This window comes from Streptomyces sp. DI166 (assembly GCF_900091315.1).
In the GTDB taxonomy this organism is placed as follows: domain Bacteria; phylum Actinomycetota; class Actinomycetes; order Streptomycetales; family Streptomycetaceae; genus Streptomyces; species Streptomyces fuscus.
The window spans coordinates 18,850-43,856 of sequence record NZ_FLSP01000039.1; the positions used below are offsets into that span (position 1 = coordinate 18,850).

Below are 25,007 nucleotides of genomic sequence, written 5' to 3' on the forward strand. Positions count from 1 at the left end.
GCACGAGTTCGTCCGCACGCCGGCGGTCCTTGGGACGGCCCAGGGCTCGGCGCATGGCGATATGGTCCGGATAACCGTCTGAAAGGATCAACCCGTTTGCCCCGGGTCCCCTCAGCGCGCCTGACCCGCAGCAGCCAACTAGCATCTCGGAACTCACCGGGGCCACAATCCTGTCCGCCGTGGCCTTCAAGTCAGGCTCACTGCGGTTGGTCTTCGACAACGGTCTGCATCTCACATGCTGCGCGGACACGACATCCTGTCAGGTCACGGGGCCGAGCGGGTGGCGCTTCGTCGCAGGTCCCGGCCGACGGCCTACGGTGTACTCCCCTCGTACCTGCGCAGAGTCATGAGCGATTCCTCCGAGGTCGCCAGCATCGCGAAGGGGAAGCGGTCGAGTTCGAGGCAGAGGGATACGTCGTCCGGGTGGACTCCCTCGCGTATGCCCTCCGTCAGCTCATGGGCCGCGCGTGAGTCGGCGGCTCGGGTCAGGTACTCGGTCGCCTCGGTTCGGGGGTCGGCCGCTCGGCGCGCGATGTACTGCGCGCACGCCAGGTCCTCGTCGGCGCGGCCGTCCTCGCCGGTCACCACGAATGTGATGCTGTCGCCCCCGCGCGTGCGGAGGACCTCGGTGGTGGCCTCCGCCACCACGAAGCTCGCGCACAGCACGAGGGACGCGTCCTTCACCGCCAGTGCGCCCACTGTTCCCGCCGTCGTCTTCTGTACGACGGTCCGGCCGCCGAGGTCGGTCGAGCGCAGCAGGCCGGGTGAGTTGACTGTGTCGAAGCCCGGAGCGGGCGGGCCGTCCTTCAGGGCGACCCAGGTCGGGTGCGCGGCCTTCAGGGCCAGGGCCTCGTCCAGTGACCCGGCGAGGACGATCTTCTCCGCGCCCTGCGCGAAGGCCCAGGCCGCCACCGTGTAGGCACGCATGACGTCCACCACCACGGCCACGGACGGGACTTCGGTCAGTTCGGGGATGCCGAGGAATCGTGTGTCCATCCGGCTCATGATCGCGCAGGGCGGGGCCTTCCGTCCCGGGGATCGTTGGAGGCGGCGTCGTATCCGTCCGTCACGTCGGCTGTCCGAGCGTCACCGTGCGGGAGCCCGGGGTGAAGCGGGCGAAGGACTGTTCCCAGCTGTCGTTCGGCCAGTAGCAGGTCAGGCGGCCCTCGGCGGGGCGGTAGTGGGCGGTGTAGACCGTGCCGAGGCCCTCGTCGTACGCGGTCTGGTACAGCGGTGGCTTCAGCATCGCCGCCACGTCCGGTCCGGCCGCGCGGATGGTGTGCAGGCGTTCCTGGGTGCGGGAGAACCGTTCCTGTTCCTCCGGGACCGGCAGGTGCTGGTGGTTGGCGGCGCAGGCGTCCGGGGTCTCGGTGAGGGGGATGTCGGGGCCGACGTGGACCGTGACCGCTCGTTCCCGGTCCACGAGGGTGACGTTCTGCGGGATGGCTATCGGGACGGTCCGGAGTTTGGCGACGGCCTGGTCGACGGTGTCGCAGGTTTCCAGCAGATAGCGCAGGACGATGAGGATGGCGAAACCCGGGCCGTGCACGAAGCGGCCGCCGAAGGTGAGGGAGACGGCGAGCCCGGCGTCGTTCATGCCGTCCAGCAGGCCCCAGCCCCCGTCCTGCATACCGATCACCGGGCGCAGGAAGTGCGAGCGCACGATCGTGCCCTCGCAGTCGTCGGGAGCGAAGTCGTAGTTGCGCAGGAGGGTGCCGTCGGCGCCGATCTGGGTGCAGCCCGAGAAGAAGGGCCGCAGGGTGGCCAGGGTGAGGAAGGTCTCGCCGCCGGGACGGTCCAGTTGCCCGGCCAGGCGGTCCAGGACCGGGACCAGTTCCGGCAGGTGCGTCTCGAACAACTGCCGTGCCCGGGCGGCGCCTTCCGGGGTTCGGCTCTCCTGCGTCATCCAGCTTTCCGCGAGCGGCCACATGGGGCGTATGTGGGTGGCCCAGCGCCCGTCCGTTCCGTCGCCGATGTCGATGGCGCGGAAGGTCTTCCGCAGCTCGCTCATGGGCCGCCACTCTCCTTCGGCTGACTGCGGGCGGGAGAACAGCAACCTAACCAATTTCGCGCGGAATTGACCATGACGTTCGACGGCACCGGCAGCGCAGGCGGGAGCCGGACGTACGGGTCGGCCCGTACGTCCGGCTCCCTTCCGTGGCCCTCAGGCCGCCGGGCGGGACAGGGTGCTGCCCGCCCGGGCCCGGACCGTCTCTACGGCTTCCCAGTCCTCGGTGTCGAGGTTGGCCAGTGCGGCCGGGAAGACGCCGTCCTGTTCCTTGAGGATGTGGTCCCGCAGGAGGGCCATGGCGTCCATCAGGCGGTCGGGCCAGCCCGGGTCGGCCAGATAGGCACCGTTGGCCTGGGCCAGGACCGCCTCGATCCTGCGGTGTTCGGCTTCCAGGGCGGCGATCTGGTCGGGGAAGTCCCCGGCCAGGGCGGGGAACAGCCCGTGCTCCTCGACCTGGGTGTGCGGGCCGAGCACGCGCGCTATCTCGCGGGCGATCTCCGCCATCCGGGCCACCCCGCCCCGCTCGTGGGCGGCACGGAGGTGGCTGATGAGCCGGACGACTTCGTCATGTTCCTGGGTGAGTTCGTCGATGGTTTCCAGGGCCTGGCAGCCGCAGTACTCGCACACCGGTCGTGTCCTCTCTTCCTGGGGTGCCGTTACGCGGTGGTGTCGGCGGTACGGGCCTCGGCCCGGCGTCCGCCGCGCGCCTTGGGCGCGCCGTCGCCCTCCGCCGCGGCCCTGACCCCGGTGAGGGTGTAGATGAGGGCGGCGGTGGCCACGACGGCGAGCAGGACCAGACCGGCCGCGTAGGTGCCGTACTCGCCGTACAGCGAGCCCATCACCAGCGGGGGCAGGAAGCCGCCCAGGCCGCCCGCGGCGCCGACCACACCGGTGACCGAGCCGACCTGGTTGCCCGGGGTGAGCAGGGCCACCAGGGCGAAGGTCGCGCCGCTGCCCGCGCCGAGCGCGGCGGCCATGGCGAGGAAGGCGATCGTGCCCAGCGGTGCCAGGGGCGGGGTGAAGGACTGGACGAGCGCTCCGAGGACGACCACGCCGAGCGAGCCCGCCAGGACCCGTACCGGGCCCAGCCGGTCCGAGAGCCAGCCGCCGATCGGGCGCATCGCCACGGCGAGGATCACGAACCCGGCCATCCGGTTGGCGGCGTCGGCCTGGGTGAGGCCGTAGCCGGTCTTGAGGTAGGTCGGCAGGTAGACGGAGAAGGCGACGTAGCCGCCGAACGCGACCGCGTACAGGGCGGAGGCCTGCCAGGTGATGGGCAGCCGGACGGTGGCGGCCAGCCGGCGGCCGAGCGGTTCGGTCGGGACGGTGCGGCCGGGCGCGTCCCGCAGCAGCAGCGCGGCGACGGCGGCGTAGACGGCCAGGACCGCGGCGGTGATCAGGAACGGGGTGGCCATGTCGCCCGCGTCGACCAGCTTGACCGTGGTGAGCGCGCTGATGGCGGTGCCGCCCATGCCGGCGCCGAAGACGCCGATGGCGAGGCCGCGCCGGGCGGGCGGGAACCAGGCGTTGACCAGGGGCACGCCGACGGCGAACGCGGTGCCGCCGATACCGAGGAAGAAGCCGCCGATCAGCAGGGCGGCGAGGGAGTCGTGTCCGGCCAGGCCCAGGTAGAGCACCGGGGCGATGGTGGCCGCGGACACGATCGGGAACATGACCCGGCCGCCGTAGCGGTCGGTGAGCGCGCCCACCGGGATGCGGCCCAGGGAGCCGACCACGACCGGCACCGCGACGAGCAGGGACTGCTCGAACGACGACAGGTCGAGGCTGTCCTTGAACCGGGGGCCGAGCGGGCTGAGCAGCGCCCACGCCCAGAAGTTCACGGCGAAGCCGACCGTGGCCAGGCTCAGCATCAGCCATGCCCGGCCGGGCACCGACGCCGGTGCTCCTGACGGCGAATCGCCGCTCTGCGACTTCAACGGCTGGACCATGTGTCCGTCCCTTTCGTCTTGTGCAGGTGGTACTGCGCCACCCTGGACACGCCTCCCCCACCTGGCCGATGCCTGCTGGGCGGTGTCCCATCACCACTCTCCGCACCAGCGGTCACGCGAGGGATGGGCCACCGGTCCCTGCCCCCGGCCGGACAGTCCCGGACCGGTGGGCCTAAAGTCCCGTCCCCTTGGAGAGCCCGAGGTCGCGGCGTGGTGTCCGGGGGCCCTCGGGGCCGTAGCCGAAGCGGATCAGCATCTGCGGATGGCACCGCTTGTGCCGGGCGAGGACCGCGGCGGCGCGCAGGTCGGGCCACTCCATGGCCTGGTGCATGAGGGAGGTGCGTACGCCGTGGGCGGTGGCCGTGAGCAGGACGTACTGCAGGGCCTGGCCCGCCCGCAGCCAGTCCTGCCTGCGGTCGTGCGTCGTCCACAGCAGGGCCAGCTGCACATGCCGTTCGAACCACACCGCGGGGCGGTGCACGCCGGGCAGCGGGCCGGTGAAGTCCCGCATCGGCAGGCGGCGGCCCGCGTCCGGCGGGCCGAGCGCGGTGACGGGGATGCCGTAGGGGGTGTCGGCGCCGGGGGCGGTGATCCAGGAGCGGGTCTCGGCGGCGCGGTCGGGGTGGACGTGACTGCGTTCCTCGGCCGCCGCGGTCAGCCGCAGCAGCCGGCGGGTGCCGCCGTAGTCGGGCAGGTGGAGGCGGGCGCCCGCGGCGTGCGCGGCCGTGGTCATCTCCGCCAGGACCGGTTCGGGCACCGGGCGGCCGGTGAACGGCATCCGGCTGGTGTGGCGGCGCTGGATGGCCTCGTACAGGCCGGGGTCGGAGCGCCGCTCGTCCGCGCGCAGCGGATCGGCCAGGCGTACGGCGGCCAGCAGGCCGGGGTCGTTGGGGTCGGGCAGCAGCCGTACCTCGGGCCGCCAGCCCCAGTGGACGGCGGCGAGGCGGAGGTTGAAGACCGCCGCGCCCACGGACAGGTACTGGGCGCGGTGCACCGGGTCGGCCAGCGGCAGGGTGCGCTCCGGTGCCGAGCGGACCTGGAGCACCTGGGTGTCGGGGTCGAGGCGGAAGCGCCAGGGCTGGGTGTTGTGGATCGACGGGGCGGCCACCGCGGCCGCCAGGAGCGACTCCAGGGTGGCCGCGTCCAGCACGGCTTGGGCACGCATGATGCCTCCTCGGTGTTCTGTTGTCCTTGTGGGAGCCCGTCAGCCGGTCGGTGTCAGGTGGCGGGCAGGGCCGTGGCGAGCAGGACCACACCGAGGGAGCCGACGAGGGAGACGACCGCCAGGGAGCGGGCCAGGTCGGTGCGGCCCTTGGAGTGGGCGATGCCGTGTCCGGCGGCGGCGAGCATGACCACCACGAACAGGGCGAGCTTGGTGGCGAAGGTGCGGCCGTAGCCGGGTTCGGCGAGGGAGCCCCAGGTGATGCCCTTGTGCCAGGCCATGGCCAGGCCGGTGGCCAGTTGCACGGGCAGGAACACCGCTCCGGTGAGCATGCCGAAGCGGCGGCCCGCGGCGGCGGTGAAGGTGTCCTTGGCCTCCGGGGCGAGCAGGTGGCGGGCGAGCGGCAGGATCACCAGGGAGAGGGCGAGCTGGCCGCCGACCCACAGGGCGGCGCCGGCCACGTGCGCGAACCGGATGAGGGACCACCAGCCGACGGTGTCCATCAGTCGGTCACCTCCACCATGCCGTGCGCGCCCGCTTCGGCGTGGCGCATGTCGTGGTCGACGAAGGCGTAGTGACCGGCCTCGGGGAAGGTGGTCTCCACGAATCCGCCCTGCGCCGGGGCGAGGTCCAGCACCTGCGCTCCGCCCGCGTCGCCGGGCTTGAGGAGGTGGGTGCCCTCCTTGTACACGGTGTCGAAGACGGTGCCGACGATGTGGAAGGCGATGCCGTCGGTGGGACCGGCGGCGACCACCCAGAAGCGGGCCCGTTCCCCGGTCTTCGCCTTCAGCGGCTGTTTGGCGTACTGGTTGGCGACGCCGTTGAACGTCCAGGCGTCCGGGTCGCCCTGACGCATCTTCGTCACCTGGGCAGTGCTGCCGGGGGTGCCGAGGTACAGCTCGGAGGAGACCAGGAGGTATTCGCGGTCGACCTTCGGCAGGCCGGGCGGGTCGATGACGACGGCGCCGTACATGCCGTTGCCCATGTGCTGGAGCATGGGGGCGGTGCTGCAGTGGTACAGCCAGGCCCCGGCCCGCTCGGCGCGGAAGCGGTAGACCAGGCGTTCGCCGGGCTGGAGGGTGCGCATGGGCCGGTCGGGGGCGAGGGAGCCGGCGTGGAAGTCGATGCCGTGGCCCATTTCCTTGCCGTCGTTGACGAGGGTGATCTCGAAGACGTCCCCGACCCTTCCGCGCAGGGTGGGGCCGGGTGCGGTGCCGCCGAAGGTCCACATCTGCTGGCGCACGCCCGGGGCGACCTCCACGGTGGTGTGGCCGGCGTGGAGGTCGAGCTTGTGGAGCCTGCCGCCGGGGGCGGGGGCGAGTTCGGCGTCGCGGGCCTGCCAGCCGGGTGAGAAGTCGGCGCCGAGGTCGAGGGCGCCGTCGGTGGCCGTGGTGGTGTGCCCGCTGTGCCCGTCGGGTGAGTCGGTCGACCCGTCCTTCACGACGATGTCCATGCTCATCCCGGCCGCCCGGTGGCCCGGCAGGGTGCACCATGCCTCGCGGTCGTCGGTGACGGTGCCGAGGTCGAGGACGCGGGTGTCGCCCTTGCCGAGCATGGGGGTGGCGGGGCCGTTCTCGACCTTGAGGTCGTGGCGCTGGGCATCGTCGTTGGTGACCTTCAGCCGCAGCGCGGTGCCGGGGGCGACCTCGACGCGGGCGGGGCTGATCCGCATGTGGGCCAGGGTGACGGCGACGGTGCGGACGTCGCCGGTGGCCGCGTGGGAGGTTCCGGAGGCGCTGGTCCCGGTGCCCGGATCGCCGCCGCTGTTGGCGACGAGCACGGCCAGTACGGTCAGTGCGACGCCCGCCGTGGTGCCCCACAGGGCGGGGTTGTGTGAGGTGCCCTTCTCGGGTGAACGGCCGCTCCGGGCCAGGACGGCCAGGGCGAGGCCGAGGAACGCTGCCCCGGCGAGCGCCGCGAGCAGGACGCCGGTCGTGGTGGCGGGGCCGGGCAGGGGGAGGGCCGCCAGCAGGATGCCGGTGTTGAGGACCACCAGCCGGGGCAGCCAGCCCCGTTCGAGGACCGCGCGGACGGCTTCGCGGTCCTGGGGTCCCCCGGCGAGGACGACCGGCAGCAGATAGGTGAGCGCGCCGATGAGGATCTGCGCGACGAACCCGATGAGCAGCACCGGCATGAGCGTGTCGATACCGGACTGGGCGTCGGTGAGGGACCGGCTGGCCAGCAGGGCGAGATCCGCGGCCACCGCGACCAGCAGCCAGCAGGTGGCGGCCGCGAGCATCCACACCGCGGCGGCGGAGACGGGCCGATGGCCGCGCACGGTACGGACGAACAGGTTGACGGCGAGGGCGACGCCCTCCGCGTAGAGGGCGAGGCCCGCCACGGCCGGCCAGCGCCAGCCGAGCGCGAGGGCGGTGACGGCCACCAGCAGTCCGCTGCCGGTGAGGGCCAGTACCCAGCGGGAGACCTTGGTGGTGCGCTCCTTCATACGGACGCCGAGCACGGTCGGCCACAGCATGAACAGGGTGCCCAGGACGGGCAGTCCGATCCAGCCGAGCAGGGTGACGTGCAGGTGGGCCAGGCGCAGTCCCGCGTACCGGTCGGGTCCGGCGCCGCCGTTGGACAGCAGCCAGCCGAGCAGGGTCCCGGCGATCAGGGCCGCCGTGGCCGCGCGGTAGTAGGAGACGATCGGCTTGAGCCGTCCGCCGAGGGCGCCGCGGCCCAGGCGGACCAGCATCACCAGGTGGGCGGTGGCCGCGGCCACCAGCAGGACGGCGAAGACGGCGGTCAGGACGGGTGTGGCGCTCCATACGCCGATGAGCAGTCCGGCGACGGCGATGTTGGCGGTGGCGAGGCGGGCGGTGCCCCAGCGTTCGTCAGGGACGCGGGCGTGCAGCAGGGCTACGGCGAAGTGCTCGCTCCAGATGAGGATCGCGGTGGTGACGGCGCCGAGCAGGAACATGTGCACGGCCAGCCAGCGGGATACCGACAGCGAGTCCTGCGCGGCGACGGCCAGCAGGGCGAGGCCCAGCCAGGCCACGACCAGGACGTGGGCGCGCAGATGACGGGCTTTCACGCCGGACTCCCGGAACCGGCTGGGGTAGCGCGCGTCGCCCGTGCTGGTGGGCCCGCTGGCGATGCTGGTCATGCCACTCCTCGCTGCTGCCGCGCGGCCGCCCCGCCGGACAGCAGGGCGGCCAGTTCCCGCTGGTGCGGGAAGGACCCGGGCACGTAGGAGCACCACGGCTCCTCCGCGTACGGGTCGCCCGTCACGCCGTAGGCGCGGGAGCGCGAGCCGCCGCAGACCCGGCGGAACTCGCAGGCCCCGCACCGGCCGCCCAGCCGGTCGGCGTCCCGCATGCCGGTGAACAGCTCCGAGGTGCGGTAGATCCGGGTGAGCGGGGTGTCGCGGACGTTCCCGGCGCCGAGCGGGAGGAAGCCGCTCGGGTGCACGGAGCCGGTGTGCGAGACGAAGACGAAGCCTCGGCCCGCGTTGACGTCCAGCGGCGGACGCCGCACCCGGCGTGCCGTCGAGTCCAGGCCCAGCGCGGCGACGGCCTCGCTCAACTCCCGGTACAGCGGGCCCAGTCCGAGCACCGCCGTGTGGTCGTCGCCGTTGGCGGCGAGGATCTGGCGCTGCAGGGCGACCCGGCGGAAGTGGTGGGCCTCGGTGGTCTTGGCGGGCACGGTCAGGCCGACGTCGTAGACGAAGTTGAGGAGGTCCTCCACTTCCTGGGCGGTGAGCGCGCCGAGGGCGCGGCCCCGGCCCGTGGGCACCAGGAAGAAGGCGCTCCACAGCATGGCGCCGTGCTCGGCGACCAGGCGGACGATGTCGGGCAGGTCGTGCAGGTTGTGCCGGGTGACGGTGGTGTTGATCTGCACCTTCATGCCGAGGGCGCGGGCGGCGTCCCAGGCGTCGAGGGTCCAGCGGAAGACGCCGGGGACGCCGCGGAAGGTGTCGTGGATGTCGGCGGTGGAGCCGTCCAGGCTGAGGGAGAGGCCCACGGCGCCGGCCTCGTGCACCGCCTTCAGGCGTGCCGGGGTGAGGGTCGGCGTGCCGGACGGGGAGACCGCGACGCGTACGCCGATCTCGCGTCCGTAGGCGATGAGTTCGTTCAGGTCGGGACGTTGGAAGGGGTCACCGCCGGTGATCACGAACAGGGGTGCGGGGTGGCCGAACTCGGCGACCTGGCGCAGGAGTTCCTTTCCGGCCTCGGTGTCCAGCTCGCGCGGGTCGCGGTCGGGCACGGCCTCGGCGCGGCAGTGCAGACAGGCCAGCGGGCAGGCGCGGGTGGACTCCCAGATGACGATGAACGGCCGCTCCCCCGCGTCGTGCCGCTGACGCCGTACGGCGGTCTGGTTCGTGGTGTTCATCGGGCGGCCCTGCCCAGGGCCCACGGGCTGTGTCCGGCCGCCCTGGAGTCAGGGCAGACGAGGCGGGCGGCCGGACGGTGACCGGACCGGACCGTACGCGGCGCCCACCGCGAGCGACAGCGGTGGTATCGGCCTCGGGGGCGGTCGATGTGGTCGTGCACGGGGGTACCTCCGGATCGGTCGCCGTCAGCATCCACCGGCGGCGGCGGTCGGCGCGGCGGCCGATGGTCTTGCGGGACAGGGCCGTTGGTCCCTTTTCGGGGCAGCCCCTCTCGGAGCGGTCCGTTCTCGGGGGGCCGTTCTCAGGGCCGTTCTCAGGGCAGGCGGGCCGGATGCTCCGTCAGGGCGTCGGCGGTGGCCAGCAGGGCGGCACCGAGGCCGGTGAGCGCGGCGCCGAGGCCGGTGACCAGGGTGGTCAGCTGCCATGCCTGGTAGGCGGAGAGCAGGGAAGCGCGCAGGGACTGGCCCATGAAGGCGGTCTGGCGCAGCTCGGTGAGCTTCTCGTCGTCGCCGCCCGCGGCGTGCAGTTCGGCGGTGATCTCCGCGTAGCTGCGGCCGTTGGTGGCGTGGGCGACGTTCCCGCGAATGAACTCGGCGTAGGCGTGGGCCTGCGGTCCCGTCTCCAGGGGTTGGCCGGCGTGCCGGGCGAGTTCGACGGGGAGCCCGCGCTCGGGGAAGGCGATCTTCTGGGCGGCCAGTTCGGCGCGTATCTCCCTTCTGGCGCTGCGTCCGCGCCACAGCATGACCGGTCCGGCGGCGACCAGGGCGGCGCCGACCGTGCCGAGCAGGAGGGGGGCCCGGCGGGGCGATCCATCCATGTCCTGTCCGTCCTTCTCTCGGTGGGTCCCGGGTTCAGCGGTGGGCGAGCCGCAGCCGCCAGGTCTCCGGTCCGCGCTCCAGGTAGTCCACGGCGAAGACGCCCGGGTTGTGCTGCTCGATCTGGGCGAGCAGCGGCAGCGGGTCGTGCGGGGCGACCAGCACCATCGCGCCGCCAGCGGGCACGGCGGCGAGGGCGCCGAAGACGGTGGCGTGCCGGATGGAGTGCGGCACCGCGCGGACGTCGAGCTCGGGCTCCGCGGTGTCGTCGGAGCCGCCGCAGCCGCAGGTCCCGCCGCAGCCGCCCTGCCGCTCCTCCGGCTCGCCCTCGGCGGTGTCGGAGCCATCGGCGTGCTGGTGGTGCATCTCCTCCAGCAGCCCGGCCAGGGACACCTCGGGAGTCATGGCAAGCAGCGGCAGCACCAGGCCGTTCTCCTTGGCGACATGCTCCTCGAAGAGGACCTGCAGGGCGCGCGCGTCGGCGGCGACGGACGCGGAGCGGGGCGCGTCGCGCAGGGTGGCGACGAGCCCCTTGAGGGCGCGGTGTTCGCCGATCAGACTCTCGACGAGCAGGCGGGCCTCGGGCAGGGCGTGGGCGGCCGGGTAGAGCACGGCCTCCTCGGCGGCGGCGTGCGGCAGCAGGGAGCGCTCGCAGAAGGTCACCAGTCCGGCGTGGATGCGGGCGGCGGCGCCGGGGTCGCGGTCCGCCGCGGTGAGCAGCATGCTGACCCGTCCGGCCAGTTCACCGGCGAGGCGGGCGTGATGGGCCTCGGCGGCTTCCAGGGCGGTGGCGTCCTCGGGGGCCGAGGCGAGGCTGACTGAGCTCATGGCGGACTCCTGCGGGTGACGGCCGGTGCGGGCCGACCGGTGCGGTGCGCGGAATGTGGCTGCGCGGGACCGAACGGCGGGCGGTGCGCCGTACGCGGTTCGGTCTGAGCCAACCCTGCATCGCCGACCCCGCCCGCCGACCCGGCCGAGCAGACCCTTCACCAGGACCAATGGTCCCTATTGCGGGTGGCCGGATAGGGCCGGTAGGTCGTCACAGGAGGACCCGCGGGACCCAGGTACAGCGCGGCGCCCGAGACCTAGGTTCCTGGCCATGGAGAACGATCAGACAGCACGGCGTCAGGCGCCGAGCGCCAATGAGGGCTGGCCGCTGGCCGCCCGCAGACTGCTGACCCGCCGTGAGGTTTCGGCCGATGGCCGTGCCGTGTTCGGCGCCGGTGACCCCACGTGGGAGGGCTTCTACCGGGACCGCTGGGCACACGACAAGGTCGTGCGCTCCACGCATGGCGTGAACTGCACCGGTTCCTGCTCATGGATGGTGTACGTCAAGGACGGCATCATCACCTGGGAGCACCAGGCGACGGACTATCCGTCGATCGGTGCGGACTGCCCGGAGTACGAGCCGCGCGGCTGCCCGCGCGGGGCCTCGTTCTCCTGGTACACCTACTCCCCCAGCCGCGTCCGCTACCCCTACGTGCGGGGCGAGCTGCTGAAGCTGTGGCGCGAGGCGCGCCGCCGGCTCGGCGACCCGGTGGCGGCCTGGGCGGAGATCACCGGCGATCCGGCGAAGGCCCGCGCCTACAAGCGCGCCCGTGGCAAGGGCGGCCTGGTGCGCGCCGACTGGGACGAGGTGACCGAGCTGATCGCCGCGGCCCATGTGCACACCATCGAGGCGTACGGCCCGGACCGGGTCGCCGGTTTCTCGCCGATCCCGGCGATGTCCATGGCCTCGTTCGCGGCGGGCGCCCGCTTCATGTCGCTGATCGGCGGCACGCTGCTGTCGTTCTACGACTGGTACGCGGACCTGCCGGTGGCCTCGCCACAGGTCTTCGGCGACCAGACGGACGTGCCGGAGGCAGCCGACTGGTGGAACGCCGGCTATCTGATCATGTGGGGCTCCAACATCCCGGTGACCCGCACCCCCGACGCGCACTTCCTGACCGAGACGCGCTACAACGGCACCAAGATCGTCGCGGTCAGCCCCGACTACGCCGACAACGTCAAGCACGCCGACGAGTGGGTGTCCCCGCACCCCGGCACCGACGGGGCGCTGGCGATGGCCATGGGCCATGTCATCCTGCGCGAGTTCCTGGTCGACCGTGAAGTGCCGTACTTCCGGGACTACATGCGCAAGTTCACCGACGCCCCCTTCCTGGTGACCCTGCGCGAGCGCGAGCACGGTCTGGTGCCCGACGGCTTCCTCACCGCCGCCGACCTGGGCCGCGACACCGAGAACGCCGAGTCCAAGACGGTGCTCATCGACTCCGCCACCGGACAGCCGGTCGTGCCCAACGGCTCCCTCGGCTTCCGCTGGGGCGACTCGGAGCCCGGCCGCTGGAACCTCGACCTCGGCGACACCGTGCCCGAGATGAGCCTGCTGGACACGGCCGAGGACACCGTCGCGGTCGCCCTGCCCCGCTTCGACGAGGGCGGCACCGAGGGCGGCTCGGTCATGGTCCGCGGGGTGCCGGTGCGGCGCGTGGGCGGACGTCTGGTGACCACCGTCTTCGACCTGATGCTCGCCCAGTACGGCGTGCAGCGGCCGGGCCTGCCGGGCTCGTGGCCGGAGTCGTACGAGGACGCCTCGCAGCCGTACACCCCGGCCTGGCAGGAGACCGTCACCTCGGTGCCCGCCGAGCAGGCGGCCCGGATCGCCCGGGAGTTCGCCCGCAACGCCGAGCGCACCCAGGGCCGTTCGATGATCGCGCTGGGCGCGGGCACCAACCACTGGTTCCACTCGGACACCATCTACCGCGCGTTCCTGGCGCTGGTGACGATGACCGGCTGCCAGGGCGTCAACGGCGGCGGCTGGGCGCACTACGTGGGCCAGGAGAAGATCCGCCCCGTCACCGGACTCCAGCACCTGGCGTTCGCCTTCGACTGGCAGCGGCCGACCCGGCACATGGCGGGGACCTCCTACTGGTACCTGAACTCCGACCAGTGGCGCTACGAGGCGTTCGGTCCGGACGAGCTGGCCTCCCCGCTGGGCGAGGGCCGGTTCGCGGGCAAGGGGTTCGCCGATGTGCTCGCCCAGGCGGTGCGCCTGGGCTGGACGCCGGGGCACCCCGGCTTCAACCGCAACCCGCTGGACCTGGCCGACGAGGCGAAGTCGCTGGGCCGTACGGTCCAGGAGCACATCGTGACCGAACTGAAGGCGGGACGGCTGAAGTTCGCCGCGGAGGACCCGGACGACCCGGCCAACTTCCCGCGCGTGCTGACCGTCTGGCGGGCCAACCTGCTCGGCTCGTCCGGCAAGGGCAACGAGTACTTCCTGCGCCACCTGCTCGGCACCGACGCCGCCGTGCGCTCCGCGGAGACCCCGCCGGAGGGCCGCCCCGAGGACGTGGTGTGGCGGGAGGAAGCACCCGAGGGCAAGCTCGACCTGCTGGTCGACATCGACTTCCGGATGACCTCCACCGGACTGCTCTCCGACGTGGTCCTGCCGGCCGCGACCTGGTACGAGAAGGACGACCTGTCCAGCACGGACATGCACCCCTTCGTGCACGCCTTCACCCCGGCCATCGCCCCGCCCTGGCAGGCCCGCACCGACTACGACACGTTCCTCGCGATCGCCGACCGGTTCAGCGAACTGGCCGCCGACCACCTGGGCAGGCGCACCGACGTCCTGCCCGTGCCGCTGCTGCACGACACCCCCGACGAACTCGCCCAGCCCGGCGGGACCGTGAAGGACTGGCGCACAGGCGAGTGCGAACCGATCCCCGGCAGGACCATGCCGAAGCTCGTCGTCATCGAGCGGGACTACGGCGCGACCGCCGAGAAGATGCGCGCGGTGGGTCCGCTGCTGGACACCCTCGGCACCACCACCAAGGGTGTCACCGTCCACCCGGACAAGGAACTGGACGAACTGCGCCGCCGCTGCGGCACCGTGCGCGACGGTATCGCCGCCGGCCGGCCCGCGCTGGCCACCGCGTCCGACATGTGCGAGGCGATCCTCGCCCTGTCCGGCACCACCAACGGCCGCCTCGCCACCGAGGGCTTCCGCGAACTGGAGCGGCAGACCGGCAGCGAGGGGCTGGTGGAACTCGCCTCGGAGCGGGAGGCGGAGCGCATCACCTTCGCCGACACCCGCACCCAGCCGCGCGCGGTGATGACGTCCTACGAGTGGTCGGGCTCGGAGACCGGCGGGCGCCGCTACTCGCCCTTCGTCATCAACACCGAGCACCTCAAGCCCTGGCACACCCTCACCGGCCGCCAGCACTTCTTCGTCCAGCACGACTGGATGGCCGAGTTCGGCGAACAACTGCCCGTCTACCGGCCGCCGTTGAACACCCCCCGGCACTACGGCGACGAGCACCTGAACGAGGACGGCCGGGCCGAGGTCACCGTCCGGTACCTCACCCCGCACTCGAAGTGGTCCATCCACTCGAACTACCAGGACAACAAGTACATGCTCGACCTGTCCCGCGGCGGCCCGACGATCTGGATGTCGCTCGCGGACGCCGAGAAGATCGGCGTCAAGGACAACGAGTGGATCGAGGCGTACAACCGCAACGGCGTGGTCGCGGCGCGAGCGGTGGTCACCCACCGGATGCCCGAGGGCACGGTGTACATGTACCACGCCCAGGACCGCAACGTGAACGTGCCGAAGACCGAGGTCAGCGGCCGGCGCGGCGGCATCCACAACTCCCTGACCCGGCTGCTGCTCAAGCCCACCCACCTCGCGGGCGGCTACGCGCAGTTCACCTACGCCTTCAACTACTACGGCCCTACCGGCAACCAGCGCGACGAGGTCACCGTCATCCGCCGCCGCAGCCAGCAAGTGGAGTACTGACATGCGCGTCATGGCACAGATCGCGATGGTGATGAACCTCGACAAGTGCATCGGCTGCCACACCTGCTCGGTCACCTGCAAGCAGACGTGGACCAACCGCACCGGCGTCGAGTACGCCTGGTTCAACAACGTCGAGACCAAGCCCGGCGTCGGCTACCCGCGCCGCTACGAGGACCAGGAGCAGTGGAAGGGCGGCTGGATGCTCGACAAGCGCGGCCGACTGGTGCTGCGCTCGGGCGGCAGGATCAAGCGGCTGCTGTCGCTGTTCTCCAACCCGGACCTGCCGTCCATCGAGGACTACTACGAGCCGGTCACGTACGACTACGACAACCTGGTCAACGCCCCGGCCCAGAAGGACATCCCGGTCGCGCGTCCCCGCTCGGTCCTCACCGGCAGGCCCACCGCCATCACCTGGGGCGCCAACTGGGAGGACGGCCTGGGCGGGGCGCCCGAGAACGCGGGCGCGGACCCCAACCTCAGCGGTGAGTGGGCGCAGAAGGTCAAGTTCGAGTTCGAGCAGACCTTCCTCTTCCACCTGCCCCGGCTGTGCGAGCACTGCCTCAACCCGGCCTGTGTGTCGGCCTGTCCTTCCGGCGCGATGTACAAGCGGGTCGAGGACGGCATCGTGCTGGTCGACCAGGACCGGTGCCGCGGCTGGCGGATGTGCGTGACGGCGTGCCCGTACAAGAAGGTGTACGTCAACCACGCCACCGGCAAGGCCGAGAAGTGCACCTTCTGCTTCCCGCGGATCGAGGCCGGCCAGCCCACCGTCTGCTCCGAGACCTGCGTGGGACGCCTGCGCTACCTGGGCCTGCTGCTGTACGACGCCGACCGCGTCGGAGAGGCCGCCGCGACGCCGGACGAGAAGGACCTGCTGGACGCCCAGCGCAACGTCTTCCTCGACCCGCACGATCCCGAAGTCGCCGCCGCGGCACGGGAGTCCGGCATCCCCGAGGACTGGCTGGACGCGGCCCGCCGCTCCCCGGTGTACGCCCTGGTGTCCCGGTACAAGGTGGCGCTGCCGCTGCACCCGGAGTACCGCACCCTGCCGATGGTCTGGTACGTGCCGCCGCTGTCGCCGGTGCTGGACGCCGTGGACGCGGCGGGCGGCAACCAGGACGACCCGGACCACGTCTTCGCGGCCGTCACCCGGCTGCGGATCCCGCTGGAGTACCTGGCGGAGCTGTTCACCGCCGGGGACACGGACGTGGTGGCCGGGGTGCTGATGAAGCTGACCGCGCTGCGCTCGTACATGCGTGAGCGCACCCTCGGCGAGGACGGCGACGAGACCGCCCTGAAGGCCGTCGGGCTCACCGCGCGCGAGGCGCAGGACCTGCACCGGCTGCTGGCGGTGGCCAAGTACAACGACCGGTACGTCGTCCCGGCCGCGCACAAGGAGGACGCGGCCGCGCTGACCGCGATGGAGAACCGCTGCCCGGTCGAGACCTCCGGCGAGCCGGAGCCCCGCAAGGTCATGCTCGGCATCCCGACCCTGCGCCGCCGTACGCCCGAAGCCCCCTCCGGAGGCCACGCATGAGCCCGCTGTCCCCGTCGCTCCCCACCCGGGTCCGCACCAAGGTCCGCGCGGCCGTGCGCCGCCCGACGCGGCTCACCCCCGAGGAGACCGAGGCACGCACCCTGGTCCTGCGACTGTGCTCGCTCGCGCTCCAGTACCCGGACAGTGAACTGGCCGCCTCCGGAGCGGTGCTGACCTCGACCGTCCGGGCGCTGCCCGAATCCCCCGCCAGGGAGCACCTGGCCGCCTTCACCGACTGGTTCACCGGGCAGGAACTGGACGCGCTGGAACGGCACTACGTCGAGATGTTCGACCTGCGCCGCAAGAGCAGCCTGTACCTGACCTACTACCTGCACGGCGACACCCGCCGCCGGGGCATGGCCCTGCTCACCCTCAACCAGCGCTACCGGGCGGCCGGTTGGGAGATCGGCGGCGGTGAGCTGCCCGACCATCTGCCGGTCGTCCTGGAGTTCGCGGCGCTGGCCGGGCCGGCCGGCGGCGAGGCCCCGCTGCGCCAGCACCGGCGCGGGCTGGAGCTGATCCACCGCGCGCTGACCGACGCCGACTCCCCCTACCGGCATGTGCTCGCCGCCCTGCTGACCCTCCTGCCGCCGCCCACCGAGGCCGACGAGGCGGCGCTGGCCAAGCTCGCCGCCGAGGGCCCGCCGAACGAGGAGGTCGGCCTCGACCCCTACGGCGCCTACGGGGACGGCGAGTTCGCGCCCCCGGGCACCTTCGTGCCGCCCCTGCCCGCCCCGCCCACCCTTTCGGAAGGCCCCCGATGAACGCCGCCGACACCTCCTGGGCCGCCGCCTCGACGAGCGGCGCCGACCTGCTGCTGTGGGTCGCCCTGCCCTACATCTGCCTCGCCGTGTTCGCGGTCGGCCACGTCTGGCGCTACCGGCAGGACCAGTTCGGCTGGACCTCCCGCACCAGCCAGCTCCTGGAGCACCGGTGGCTGCGCTGGGGCAGCCCGCTGTTCCACCTCGGCGCCTTCATGGTGATCGCCGGACATGTGGTGGGCCTTGCCATCCCCGACTCGTGGACCGAGGCCGTGGGCATCAGCGAGCACGCGTACCACACCACGGCGGTGTGGGCCGGTTCGGTGGCGGGCGTCGCCATGGTCACCGGCCTGGGCATGCTGTGCGCCCGCAGGCTGCTGACCCGGAGCATCCGGCTCGGCACCGACCGCAGCGACAAGCTGCTGTTCCCGCTGCTGTCCGTCACCGTGGTGCTGGGCATCACCGCGACCGCCGCGCACAACGTCTTCGGCGGCGGCTACGACTACCGCGAGACCGTCTCCGTCTGGTTCCGCGGCCTGTTCGCCCTCCAGCCCCGGCCGGAGGCCATCGCGGAGGCGCCGCTGCTGTTCCAGCTCCACGCCCTGAGCGCCTGTCTCCTCTTCGCGGCCTGGCCGTTCACCCGGCTCGTCCATGTGTGGAGCGCCCCGATCGGGTACCTGGCCCGGCCGTACCTGGTCTACCGGCGGCGGGCCACCACGGCGGCCGCGCCCGCTCCGGGCGGCCGGTCCTCGCAGTCGGCCGGGACCCGGCGGGCCGCATGAGCCAGGGGTCCGCGCTCACCCCCGACGCCCCGCCCGTCCGGCGCCCCGCCGAGACGGGCGGGCGGCGCCGAACCGCCTGGGTGATGGTCGTCACCGGGACCGTCGGCTGGCTCGCCTCGTTCCAGCTCACCCTGGACGACTGGCGGCTGCTGCGGGACCCCTCCTACCAGCCGTCCTGCAACATCAGTCCGGTCGTCAGCTGCGGCAGCGTCATGTCCAGCCCGCAGGGCAGCCTGTTCGGCTTCCCCAACATGCTGCTCGGGCTCGGCGCGTTCGCCGCCGTGGCGGCCCTGGGCGTCGCCGTGCTGTTCGGGGCGCGGCTGCACCGGGGGCTGTGGCTCGCTCTGGGCGGCGGGGCGCTGGCGGGGGTGGTGTTCACGCACTGGCTGATCGGCCAGTCCCTGTACGAGCTGAACAAGATCTGCCCGTACTGCGTCGTCGTGTGGACCGTGACCATCGCCCTGTTCTGGTACGTGAGCGTGCACTGCATGGAGGAGGGCATCCTCCGGGTCCCGCGCGCGGTGTGGGAGGTCGTCCGGGACACGCACGTCCTGCTCCTGGGCGCCTGGTACGGGGTGATCGCGCTGCTCGTCCTCACCCGCTTCTGGTCGTACTGGAGCAGCCTGCTGTGACCGGGTCCGCCCGGCCCCGGAGTCGGGACGTTCAGCCCCCGCATCCCGCCCCCGACTGAGGTTAGGTTCACCTAAGAACCATCGGTGCCGGCAGAGAGCGAGGCACGACATGGCATCGACGAACCCCCTCCCCGACTCCGCCCCGCTGCCCGGCGACGGGCTCGACGCCTCCCGGATGCCCGGCCACTGGCTGCTGGCCCGCCTCGGCAAGCGGGTGCTGCGCCCCGGCGGGCTGGAACTGACCCGATGGATGCTCGACACCCTGGCCGTCGGCCCCGAGGACCGGGTGGTGGAACTCGCCGCGGGACTCGGCACCACCGGCCGGATGACCCTCGAACGCCGCCCGGCCGCCTACACGGCTGTCGACCGTGACCCCGCGGCCGTCGCCCACCTCGGCGCCCTCCTCGCCCCCGGCGCGACCGAGGTGACCGCCGTACGGGCCGACGCCGCGGACACCGGACTGCCCTCCGGCAGCGCCACCGTCGTCTACGGGGAGGCCATGCTGACCATGCAGCCCGACCCCGCCAAGCGCCGCATCGTACGCGAGGCCCGCCGTCTGCTCGCCGGCACCGGCGGCCGGTACGCCGTCCACGAACTGTGCCTGCTGCCCGAGGACTTGGAGGCGGAGCACGCCGCCGCCGTCACCCGGGACCTCGGCGAGGCCATCCACGTCGGCGCCCGCCCGCTGACCCCGTCCGACTGGACCGCGCTTCTCGCCGCCGAGGGCTTCACCGTCACCGCCCGCCGCCGGGCGCCGATGGCGCTGCTCGAACCGCGCCGGCTCGTCGCCGACGAAGGGCTCGCCGGGGCCGTACGCATCACCGGCCGGGCCCTGCGCGACCCGGTGGCCCGGCGCCGGGTGCGGGAGATGCGCCGCGTCTTCCGCCGCCACCAGGCCCATCTGGGCGCGATCAGTCTGGTCGCCGCCCCCACCCCGACCGGCTGAGGAGACAGCGCCATGACCGCCACCGTGATCACCGACCTGACCGAGGAACTCCCCCTGCCCGAGGACGGCACCCTCAGCCGGGTGCTGTACCGCGACGACCGGCTCCGCGTGGTCGGCTTCGCCTTCGCGGCGGGGCAGGAACTGACCGAGCACACCTCCGCGCTGCCCGTGGTGATCCAGGTGATCCGGGGCCGCCTGGATCTCGTCCTGGGGGACGAGAAAACTCAGGCGGAGCCCGGCACTTGGATCCACATGCCCGCACGGATGCCGCACTCGGTGCACGCCGTCGAGCCCACGGTCATGCTGCTGACGATGCTGGCCGACCCGCGGCCCACGGCTGTCAGTGACCCTGCTGCTTGAGCCGGTCCTGGGCCTGGGTGGCGATGACGGCGGCCTGGATGCGGCGCTCCACGCCGAGCTTGGCCAGCAGGCGGGAGATGTGGTTCTTGACGGTCTTCTCGGCGAGGTAGAGGCGCTGGCCGATCTGCCGGTTGGTCAGCCCCTCGCCGATCAGGAAGAGGATCTCCCGCTCCCGCTCGGTCAGCCCGGGCAGGGCGTCCGGCTCGGGCTCCGGGTCCGGGCCCTGGCGCAGCCTCGCCATCAGCTTGGCCGTGGCGCTCGGGTCGAGCAGGGACTGGCCGGAGGCGACGGTCCGCACGGCCGACACCAGGTCAGAGCCCTTGATCTGCTTCAGCACGTACCCGGAGGCGCCCGCCATGATCGAGTCCAGCAGGGCCTCCTCGTCGTCGAACGAGGTCAGCATCAGACAGGCCAGTTCCGGCATCCGCGAGCGCAGCTCCCGGCACACGGTCACGCCGTCCCCGTCCGGCAGCCGCACGTCCAGGACCGCGACCTGGGGACGCAGGGCGGGGGCGCGGGTGAGGGCCTGCTCGGCGGTGGAGGCCTCGCCGACGACGGTGATGTCGGGTTCGTCGTTGAGGAGGTCGTGCACTCCGCGTCGTACGACTTCGTGGTCGTCCAGCAGGAAGACCCGGATCGGGTTGTCGGGGCCCGGCTGCTCGCCGTCCGCCATCGGGATGCACCTCGTTCCGCGCTGTCCGCTCGCCCGTGCCGCACGCGCGCGCCGCGCGGTACGGGACCTGTCTGTCGTTGATCTTGCGTCATCCGGGGCCGAAGGGCCAGGGCCTGTCGGCCCTACCGGTCACGGATACCCGGTCGGCCCAGGTCGCCGCCACCGAGCAAGCCCGGGCAATTCGGACCCCGGCCAGGGACCCTCGGCCTCTCCCCCGGAGCCCAATGCGTGGGTGACGCTCTAGAGCAACGCCGGTCCGTTTGCCTCACGGGCGGCGGACGACGAAGGGAGTTGCCCGATGGCCCGCACTGTCGGCGAGGTGATGACCAGCGAGGTCGTCGAAGCACGCCGGGATACGTCGTTCAAGGAGCTGGCGCGGCTGCTGGACCGCCATCGCATCAGCGGCCTGCCCGTGGTGGACGACGACGACAAGGTGGTGGGCGTGGTCTCCGAGACCGACCTGATCCGCCGCCAGGCGGCCAGGTCCGCGCACGCCGGTGCGCGGCGGTCCCGTACGCCCGCCTCGCGCCGCCCGCTGCGCGACGCCTTCCTGGCGGGCCAGGCCACGACCGCCGCCGAGCTGATGTCGTCGCCGGCCATCACCGTGCACCCGGAGCAGCGCGTCGAGGACGCCGCCCGGGTCATGGAGCGCCACCGCGTGAACCGGCTGCCGGTGGTGGACGAGGAGGACCGGCTGATCGGCATCGCCACCCGGCGTGACCTGCTGCGCGTCTTCCTGCGCACGGACGGGGAGATCCGCCGGGACGTCGTCGACGCGGTCCTCGTCCGGGCCCTGGGCCTGCCGCCGCACTCCGCCGACGTCTCGGTCCACGACGGCATGGTCACGCTCGCCGGGCAGGTGGAGCAGCGCAGCGACATCGCGCTCGCCATCCAGCTGACGTGGCGGGTGGACGGCGTCGTCGGCGTGGTCAACGAGCTGACGTACCGGGTCGACGACACCGAGTCGCCCACGCGGCACCCGTCGGTACTCGGCCACTGAGCACAAGCCCCCGGGCGGGGCCCCACGACACCCGTACGCACTGAGCAGCCGACCCGCGCGGCACGAGCACGAAACGCCACCGCGCCGACCCACCACAGCCCAGCCACCGGCCCCGGCAAACCGCCTCGGCCCGCGCAGTCCCACCCATACCGCCCAGGCCGAGCACCGCAGCCGCACGTCCTGCCCATGCTCGGCCACCACCCCGCGCGACACCACGTCACTCGGCGCCCGCCCTGGACGCGGCCCGCGCCCGCCCACCGGACCCGACGACCACCCGGGCCCGCGCAAACCGCCCACCCACGCCGCCCAGACCGAGCACCGCAGCCCCACCGCCCTCGGTGCTCGGTCCCTGGGGCATGCCCGGAAGTGTGGGCCGTTGGGCCCTGGAACTCGGGGCCGGTCGGGCATCGGGCGGGTACCGGGCGGACCTGCTCGGCGAGGCGGTGCCCGCGGGACGCTGATCGTGGAGCGGCGCTGATCCCCCGCAGCGTCGCTCCACTGACGGGCCGCCGACCGCGCGGCCGCTACGGGGACGACGGAGGCCACACATGACGCGCCACGACCGCACCGCCACCGCCACTGCCGGCCCGACCAAGGAACGGTCCGGCACCGCCGCCAAGGCCAAGGCTCCGTCCGACACCGCCGTCGCTGTCGACCGACTGGTCACCAACGGGCTCAAGGCCCTGGCCGACTACGAGTCCCTGGACCAGGAGCGGATCGACCACATCGTGAAGAAGGCGTCGGTCGCCGCCCTCGACCAGCACACCGCGCTGGCCCGGCTGGCGGTCGAGGAGACCGGGCGCGGCATCTTCGAGGACAAGGCCGCGAAGAACATGTTCGCGTGCGAGCACGTCACGCACAGCATGGGCCGGATGAAGACCGTCGGGGTCATCGCCCGCGACGAGATCGAGGACATCGTCGAGATAGCCGAACCGGTCGGTGTGGTCGCGGCGGTCACCCCGGTCACCAACCCGACCTCCACCACCATCTTCAAGGCGCTGATGGCGCTGAAGACCCGCAACCCGGTCGTCTTCGCCTTCCACCCCTCCGCGCAGCGGTGCAGCGCCGAGGCCGCCCGGATCGTCCGGGACGCCGCCGTCGCCGCGGGCGCGCCCGAGCACTGCGTGCAGTGGATCGAGGAGCCGTCCGTCGAGGCGACCAGGACGCTGATGCACCACCCGGGTGTCTCCCTGATCCTCGCCACCGGCGGCAACGCCATGGTCAAGGCCGCCTACTCGGCCGGGAAGCCCGCCCTGGGCGTCGGCGCGGGCAACGTCCCCGCCTATGTGCACAAGAGCGCCAAGCTGCGCCGCGCCGTCAACGACCTCGTGCTGTCGAAGTCCTTCGACAGCGGCATGATCTGCGCCTCCGAGCAGGCCGTCATCCTCGACGAGGAGATCTACGACGCCGCCCTCGCCGAATTCCGCACCCTGCACGCCCACTTGGCGACCCCCGAGGAGAAGGCGAAGCTGGAGGAGTTCCTGTTCCCGGCCGGCAAGGCGCCGGGCGGCGGCTGCGAGCCGAAGGTCAACTCGGCGGCCGTCGGGCAGAGCCCGGCGTGGATCGCCGAGCACGCCGGGTTCACTGTCCCGGCCGACACCTCGATCATCCTGGTCGAGGCCGACCACGTAGGGCCGGACGAGCCGCTCACCCGGGAGAAGCTGTGCCCGGTGCTCGCCGTGCTGCGCGCCGGTTCCGAGGAGCAGGGCTTCGACCTGGCCGCCGACATGGTCGCCTTCCACGGGCAGGGCCACAGCGCGGTCGTACACACCGAGGACCGGGCGCTGGCGGAGGCGTACGGCAGGCGCATGAAGACCGTGCGCGTGATCGTCAACTCCCCGTCGTCGCAAGGGGCGATCGGCGGCATCTACAACGGGCTGCTGCCCTCGCTCACGCTCGGCTGCGGTTCCTGGGGGAGCACATCGGTGTCCAACAACGTCTCGGCCGCCCAGCTCCTCAACGTCAAGCGGGTCTCCACCCGGCGCAACAACCTCCAGTGGTTCAAGGTGCCCCCGAAGATCTACTTCGAGCCGCAGGCCATCCGCTACCTCCAGTCGATGCCGGACGTGCACCGCGTCACGGTCGTCACCGACGCCACGATGACCCGGCTGGGCTTCGTGGACCGGGTGAGCCGCGTGCTGCAACGACGCCCGGAGCCGGTGACCCTCCAGATCATCGACAACGTGGAGCCCGAGCCGAGCATCGACTCGGTACGCCGGGGCGCGGACCTGATGCGGGACTTCAACCCGGACACGATCATCGCCCTGGGCGGCGGTTCGCCGATGGACGCGGCCAAGGTGATGTGGCTGCTGTACGAGCAGCCCGACATCGACTTCGCGGACATGCGGCAGAAGTTCTCCGACATCCGCAAGCGCGCCTTCCGCTTCCCGGTCCTCGGGTCCCGTGCCCGTCTGGTGTGCATCCCGACCACCTCCGGCACCGGCGCCGAGGTCACCCCGTTCGCGGTGATCTCCGACCCGGCGACGGGCAAGAAGTACCCGCTGGCCGACTACGCCCTCACCCCGAGCGTGGCCATCGTCGACCCGCTGCTCACCGCCGAACTGCCCCCGGCGCTCGCGGCCGACAGCGGCTTCGACGCCCTCACCCACGCCATCGAGGCGTATGTGTCCGTCTACGCCAACGACTTCACCGACGGCCTCGCCCTGCACGCGATACGCCTGATCTTCGGCAACCTCGAAGCGGCCGTGAACAACCGCGACAACGCGGCCGAGGCGCGGGAGAGGATGCACAACGCGGGCACCATCGCGGGCATGGCCTTCGGCAACGCCTTCCTCGGCATCGTGCACGCCATGTCGCACACGCTCGGTGCCACCTTCCGCATCGCCCACGGCCGCACCAACGCGGTCCTGCTGCCCCACGTCATCCGCTACAACGGCACCGTCCCCACGAAGCTCACCGGCTGGCCCAAGTACGAGAACTACCGGGCCCCGGAACGCTTCCAGGACATCGCCCGCGCCCTGGGCCTGCCCGCCGCCACCGCCGCCGAGGGCGTCGAGTCCCTCGCCGTCGCCGTGGAACGGCTCCGTGACGCGGTGGGCATCGAGCCCTCGTTCCAGGCCGTCGGCGTGGACGAGCAGAGCTTCCTCGACGCACTGCCGCAGCAGGCGATGAACGCCTACGAGGACCAGTGCGCCCCGGCCAACCCGCGCATGCCGATGCTGGACGACATGCGGGAACTGATGCGCCGGGCGTACTACGGACGCGCTGCGGGGACCGCCGTCTGACCC

The 25,007-nt window shown here is 72.4% G+C and carries 22 protein-coding genes; 10 read left to right on the forward strand and 12 right to left on the reverse strand.

From position 1 onward, the window contains the following. Positions 1-86 precede the first annotated feature (86 nt). Positions 87-350, forward strand: a complete 264-nt coding sequence (locus tag GA0115233_RS42405; RefSeq protein ID WP_369691375.1) for a DUF6188 family protein — start codon at positions 87-89, stop codon at positions 348-350. Here the strand turns inward: GA0115233_RS42405 and GA0115233_RS20040 are convergent. The 10 genes from GA0115233_RS20040 to GA0115233_RS20085 form a co-directional block, all read right to left on the reverse strand. Further along, a complete protein-coding gene (locus GA0115233_RS20040) occupies positions 313-996 on the reverse strand; it encodes a 2-phosphosulfolactate phosphatase (protein ID WP_093721630.1) in 684 nt (227 codons plus the stop codon). The genes GA0115233_RS42405 and GA0115233_RS20040 overlap by 38 nt on opposite strands. Positions 997-1,066: 70 nt before the next feature. Next, on the reverse strand, positions 1,067-2,011 hold the full coding sequence (locus GA0115233_RS20045) for a C45 family autoproteolytic acyltransferase/hydolase (protein WP_093721631.1): 945 nt from the start codon (positions 2,009-2,011) through the stop codon (positions 1,067-1,069). A gap of 153 nt (positions 2,012-2,164) precedes the next feature. Then, on the reverse strand, positions 2,165-2,638 hold the full coding sequence (locus tag GA0115233_RS20050) for a hemerythrin domain-containing protein (RefSeq protein ID WP_093721632.1): 474 nt from the start codon (positions 2,636-2,638) through the stop codon (positions 2,165-2,167). 29 nt (positions 2,639-2,667) lie between these two features. Then, positions 2,668-3,882, reverse strand: a complete 1,215-nt coding sequence (locus tag GA0115233_RS20055; RefSeq protein WP_176711879.1) for an MFS transporter — start codon at positions 3,880-3,882, stop codon at positions 2,668-2,670. Positions 3,883-4,132: 250 nt separating this feature from the next. Next, positions 4,133-5,125 carry an Acg family FMN-binding oxidoreductase gene (locus tag GA0115233_RS20060; RefSeq protein WP_093721634.1) on the reverse strand — a complete coding sequence of 331 codons (993 nt, stop codon included), beginning with the start codon at positions 5,123-5,125 and terminating at the stop codon, positions 4,133-4,135. A gap of 53 nt (positions 5,126-5,178) precedes the next feature. Continuing rightward, complete coding sequence (locus GA0115233_RS20065; RefSeq protein WP_093721635.1) at positions 5,179-5,625, reverse strand: hypothetical protein; 447 nt, start codon at positions 5,623-5,625, stop codon at positions 5,179-5,181. Then, entirely contained in the window at positions 5,625-8,228 is a 2,604-nt protein-coding gene (locus tag GA0115233_RS20070; RefSeq protein WP_093721636.1) for a multicopper oxidase domain-containing protein, read from the reverse strand. The genes GA0115233_RS20065 and GA0115233_RS20070 overlap by 1 nt, the downstream gene beginning before the upstream one ends. Next, positions 8,225-9,454 carry a TIGR04053 family radical SAM/SPASM domain-containing protein gene (locus tag GA0115233_RS20075; protein WP_093721637.1) on the reverse strand — a complete coding sequence of 410 codons (1,230 nt, stop codon included), beginning with the start codon at positions 9,452-9,454 and terminating at the stop codon, positions 8,225-8,227. The genes GA0115233_RS20070 and GA0115233_RS20075 overlap by 4 nt, the downstream gene beginning before the upstream one ends. A 314-nt stretch (positions 9,455-9,768) precedes the next feature. After that, positions 9,769-10,272, reverse strand: a complete 504-nt coding sequence (locus tag GA0115233_RS20080) for a hypothetical protein (RefSeq protein ID WP_093721638.1) — start codon at positions 10,270-10,272, stop codon at positions 9,769-9,771. A gap of 34 nt (positions 10,273-10,306) precedes the next feature. After that, positions 10,307-11,098, reverse strand: coding sequence for a DUF2249 domain-containing protein (locus tag GA0115233_RS20085; protein WP_093721639.1), 792 nt, complete (start codon positions 11,096-11,098; stop codon positions 10,307-10,309). A 271-nt stretch (positions 11,099-11,369) separates the two neighbouring features. Between GA0115233_RS20085 and GA0115233_RS20090 the strand changes: the two genes are divergently transcribed. From GA0115233_RS20090 to GA0115233_RS20120, 7 genes are all read left to right on the forward strand, one after another. Beyond that, the gene (locus GA0115233_RS20090) at positions 11,370-15,068 is read left to right on the forward strand and encodes a nitrate reductase subunit alpha (protein WP_093721640.1); all 3,699 of its coding nucleotides are present in this window, start codon (positions 11,370-11,372) and stop codon (positions 15,066-15,068) included. Position 15,069: 1 nt separating this feature from the next. Continuing rightward, a complete protein-coding gene (gene narH / locus GA0115233_RS20095; RefSeq protein WP_093721641.1) occupies positions 15,070-16,605 on the forward strand; it encodes a nitrate reductase subunit beta in 1,536 nt (511 codons plus the stop codon). Further along, on the forward strand, positions 16,602-17,369 hold the full coding sequence (narJ, locus tag GA0115233_RS20100) for a nitrate reductase molybdenum cofactor assembly chaperone (RefSeq protein WP_093721642.1): 768 nt from the start codon (positions 16,602-16,604) through the stop codon (positions 17,367-17,369). The genes narH and narJ overlap by 4 nt, the downstream gene beginning before the upstream one ends. Continuing rightward, positions 17,366-18,148, forward strand: a complete 783-nt coding sequence (gene narI, locus GA0115233_RS20105) for a respiratory nitrate reductase subunit gamma (protein WP_093721643.1) — start codon at positions 17,366-17,368, stop codon at positions 18,146-18,148. Before narJ ends, narI begins: the two co-directional genes overlap by 4 nt. Further along, positions 18,145-18,780, forward strand: a complete 636-nt coding sequence (locus tag GA0115233_RS20110) for a vitamin K epoxide reductase family protein (protein ID WP_255310271.1) — start codon at positions 18,145-18,147, stop codon at positions 18,778-18,780. The genes narI and GA0115233_RS20110 overlap by 4 nt, the downstream gene beginning before the upstream one ends. Before the next feature lie 109 nt (positions 18,781-18,889). Continuing rightward, the gene (locus tag GA0115233_RS20115) at positions 18,890-19,726 is read left to right on the forward strand and encodes a class I SAM-dependent methyltransferase (protein ID WP_093721644.1); all 837 of its coding nucleotides are present in this window, start codon (positions 18,890-18,892) and stop codon (positions 19,724-19,726) included. Positions 19,727-19,738: 12 nt separating this feature from the next. Beyond that, entirely contained in the window at positions 19,739-20,086 is a 348-nt protein-coding gene (locus GA0115233_RS20120; RefSeq protein WP_093721645.1) for a cupin domain-containing protein, read from the forward strand. On the opposite strand, the gene GA0115233_RS20125 is transcribed toward GA0115233_RS20120, so the two are convergent. Next, the gene (locus GA0115233_RS20125; RefSeq protein ID WP_093721646.1) at positions 20,067-20,759 is read right to left on the reverse strand and encodes a response regulator; all 693 of its coding nucleotides are present in this window, start codon (positions 20,757-20,759) and stop codon (positions 20,067-20,069) included. The genes GA0115233_RS20120 and GA0115233_RS20125 overlap by 20 nt on opposite strands. Positions 20,760-21,057: 298 nt before the next feature. On the opposite strand from GA0115233_RS20125, the gene GA0115233_RS20130 reads away from it, so the two are divergent. Beyond that, positions 21,058-21,759, forward strand: coding sequence for a CBS domain-containing protein (locus GA0115233_RS20130; RefSeq protein WP_176711874.1), 702 nt, complete (start codon positions 21,058-21,060; stop codon positions 21,757-21,759). 217 nt (positions 21,760-21,976) lie between these two features. On the opposite strand, the gene GA0115233_RS41110 is transcribed toward GA0115233_RS20130, so the two are convergent. Next, on the reverse strand, positions 21,977-22,117 hold the full coding sequence (locus tag GA0115233_RS41110) for a hypothetical protein (RefSeq protein ID WP_176711875.1): 141 nt from the start codon (positions 22,115-22,117) through the stop codon (positions 21,977-21,979). A 190-nt stretch (positions 22,118-22,307) separates the two neighbouring features. Here GA0115233_RS41110 and adhE point away from each other — a divergent pair, with 190 nt between their 5' ends. Further along, complete coding sequence (gene adhE, locus GA0115233_RS20135) at positions 22,308-25,004, forward strand: bifunctional acetaldehyde-CoA/alcohol dehydrogenase (RefSeq protein WP_093721647.1); 2,697 nt, start codon at positions 22,308-22,310, stop codon at positions 25,002-25,004. Positions 25,005-25,007: the final 3 nt, after the last annotated feature.

What these genes read in the sequence shown, in the direction of transcription:
- GA0115233_RS20040 (WP_093721630.1), bottom strand. Translation starts at nt 996, where the DNA reads ATGGACACACGATTCCTCGGCATCCCCGAACTGACCGAAGTCCCGTCC.
- GA0115233_RS20045 (WP_093721631.1), bottom strand. Translation starts at nt 2,011, where the DNA reads ATGAGCGAGCTGCGGAAGACCTTCCGCGCCATCGACATCGGCGACGGA.
- GA0115233_RS20055 (WP_176711879.1), bottom strand. Translation starts at nt 3,882, where the DNA reads ATGCTGAGCCTGGCCACGGTCGGCTTCGCCGTGAACTTCTGGGCGTGG.
- GA0115233_RS20060 (WP_093721634.1), bottom strand. Translation starts at nt 5,125, where the DNA reads ATGCGTGCCCAAGCCGTGCTGGACGCGGCCACCCTGGAGTCGCTCCTG.
- GA0115233_RS20065 (WP_093721635.1), bottom strand. Translation starts at nt 5,625, where the DNA reads ATGGACACCGTCGGCTGGTGGTCCCTCATCCGGTTCGCGCACGTGGCC.
- GA0115233_RS20070 (WP_093721636.1), bottom strand. Translation starts at nt 8,228, where the DNA reads ATGACCAGCATCGCCAGCGGGCCCACCAGCACGGGCGACGCGCGCTAC.
- GA0115233_RS20075 (WP_093721637.1), bottom strand. Translation starts at nt 9,454, where the DNA reads ATGAACACCACGAACCAGACCGCCGTACGGCGTCAGCGGCACGACGCG.
- GA0115233_RS20080 (WP_093721638.1), bottom strand. Translation starts at nt 10,272, where the DNA reads ATGGATGGATCGCCCCGCCGGGCCCCCCTCCTGCTCGGCACGGTCGGC.
- GA0115233_RS20085 (WP_093721639.1), bottom strand. Translation starts at nt 11,098, where the DNA reads ATGAGCTCAGTCAGCCTCGCCTCGGCCCCCGAGGACGCCACCGCCCTG.
- GA0115233_RS20090 (WP_093721640.1), top strand. Translation starts at nt 11,370, where the DNA reads ATGGAGAACGATCAGACAGCACGGCGTCAGGCGCCGAGCGCCAATGAG.
- narH (WP_093721641.1), top strand. Translation starts at nt 15,070, where the DNA reads ATGCGCGTCATGGCACAGATCGCGATGGTGATGAACCTCGACAAGTGC.
- narJ (WP_093721642.1), top strand. Translation starts at nt 16,602, where the DNA reads ATGAGCCCGCTGTCCCCGTCGCTCCCCACCCGGGTCCGCACCAAGGTC.
- narI (WP_093721643.1), top strand. Translation starts at nt 17,366, where the DNA reads ATGAACGCCGCCGACACCTCCTGGGCCGCCGCCTCGACGAGCGGCGCC.
- GA0115233_RS20110 (WP_255310271.1), top strand. Translation starts at nt 18,145, where the DNA reads ATGAGCCAGGGGTCCGCGCTCACCCCCGACGCCCCGCCCGTCCGGCGC.
- GA0115233_RS20115 (WP_093721644.1), top strand. Translation starts at nt 18,890, where the DNA reads ATGGCATCGACGAACCCCCTCCCCGACTCCGCCCCGCTGCCCGGCGAC.
- GA0115233_RS20120 (WP_093721645.1), top strand. Translation starts at nt 19,739, where the DNA reads ATGACCGCCACCGTGATCACCGACCTGACCGAGGAACTCCCCCTGCCC.
- GA0115233_RS20125 (WP_093721646.1), bottom strand. Translation starts at nt 20,759, where the DNA reads ATGGCGGACGGCGAGCAGCCGGGCCCCGACAACCCGATCCGGGTCTTC.
- GA0115233_RS20130 (WP_176711874.1), top strand. Translation starts at nt 21,058, where the DNA reads ATGGCCCGCACTGTCGGCGAGGTGATGACCAGCGAGGTCGTCGAAGCA.
- GA0115233_RS41110 (WP_176711875.1), bottom strand. Translation starts at nt 22,117, where the DNA reads ATGCCCCAGGGACCGAGCACCGAGGGCGGTGGGGCTGCGGTGCTCGGT.
- adhE (WP_093721647.1), top strand. Translation starts at nt 22,308, where the DNA reads ATGACGCGCCACGACCGCACCGCCACCGCCACTGCCGGCCCGACCAAG.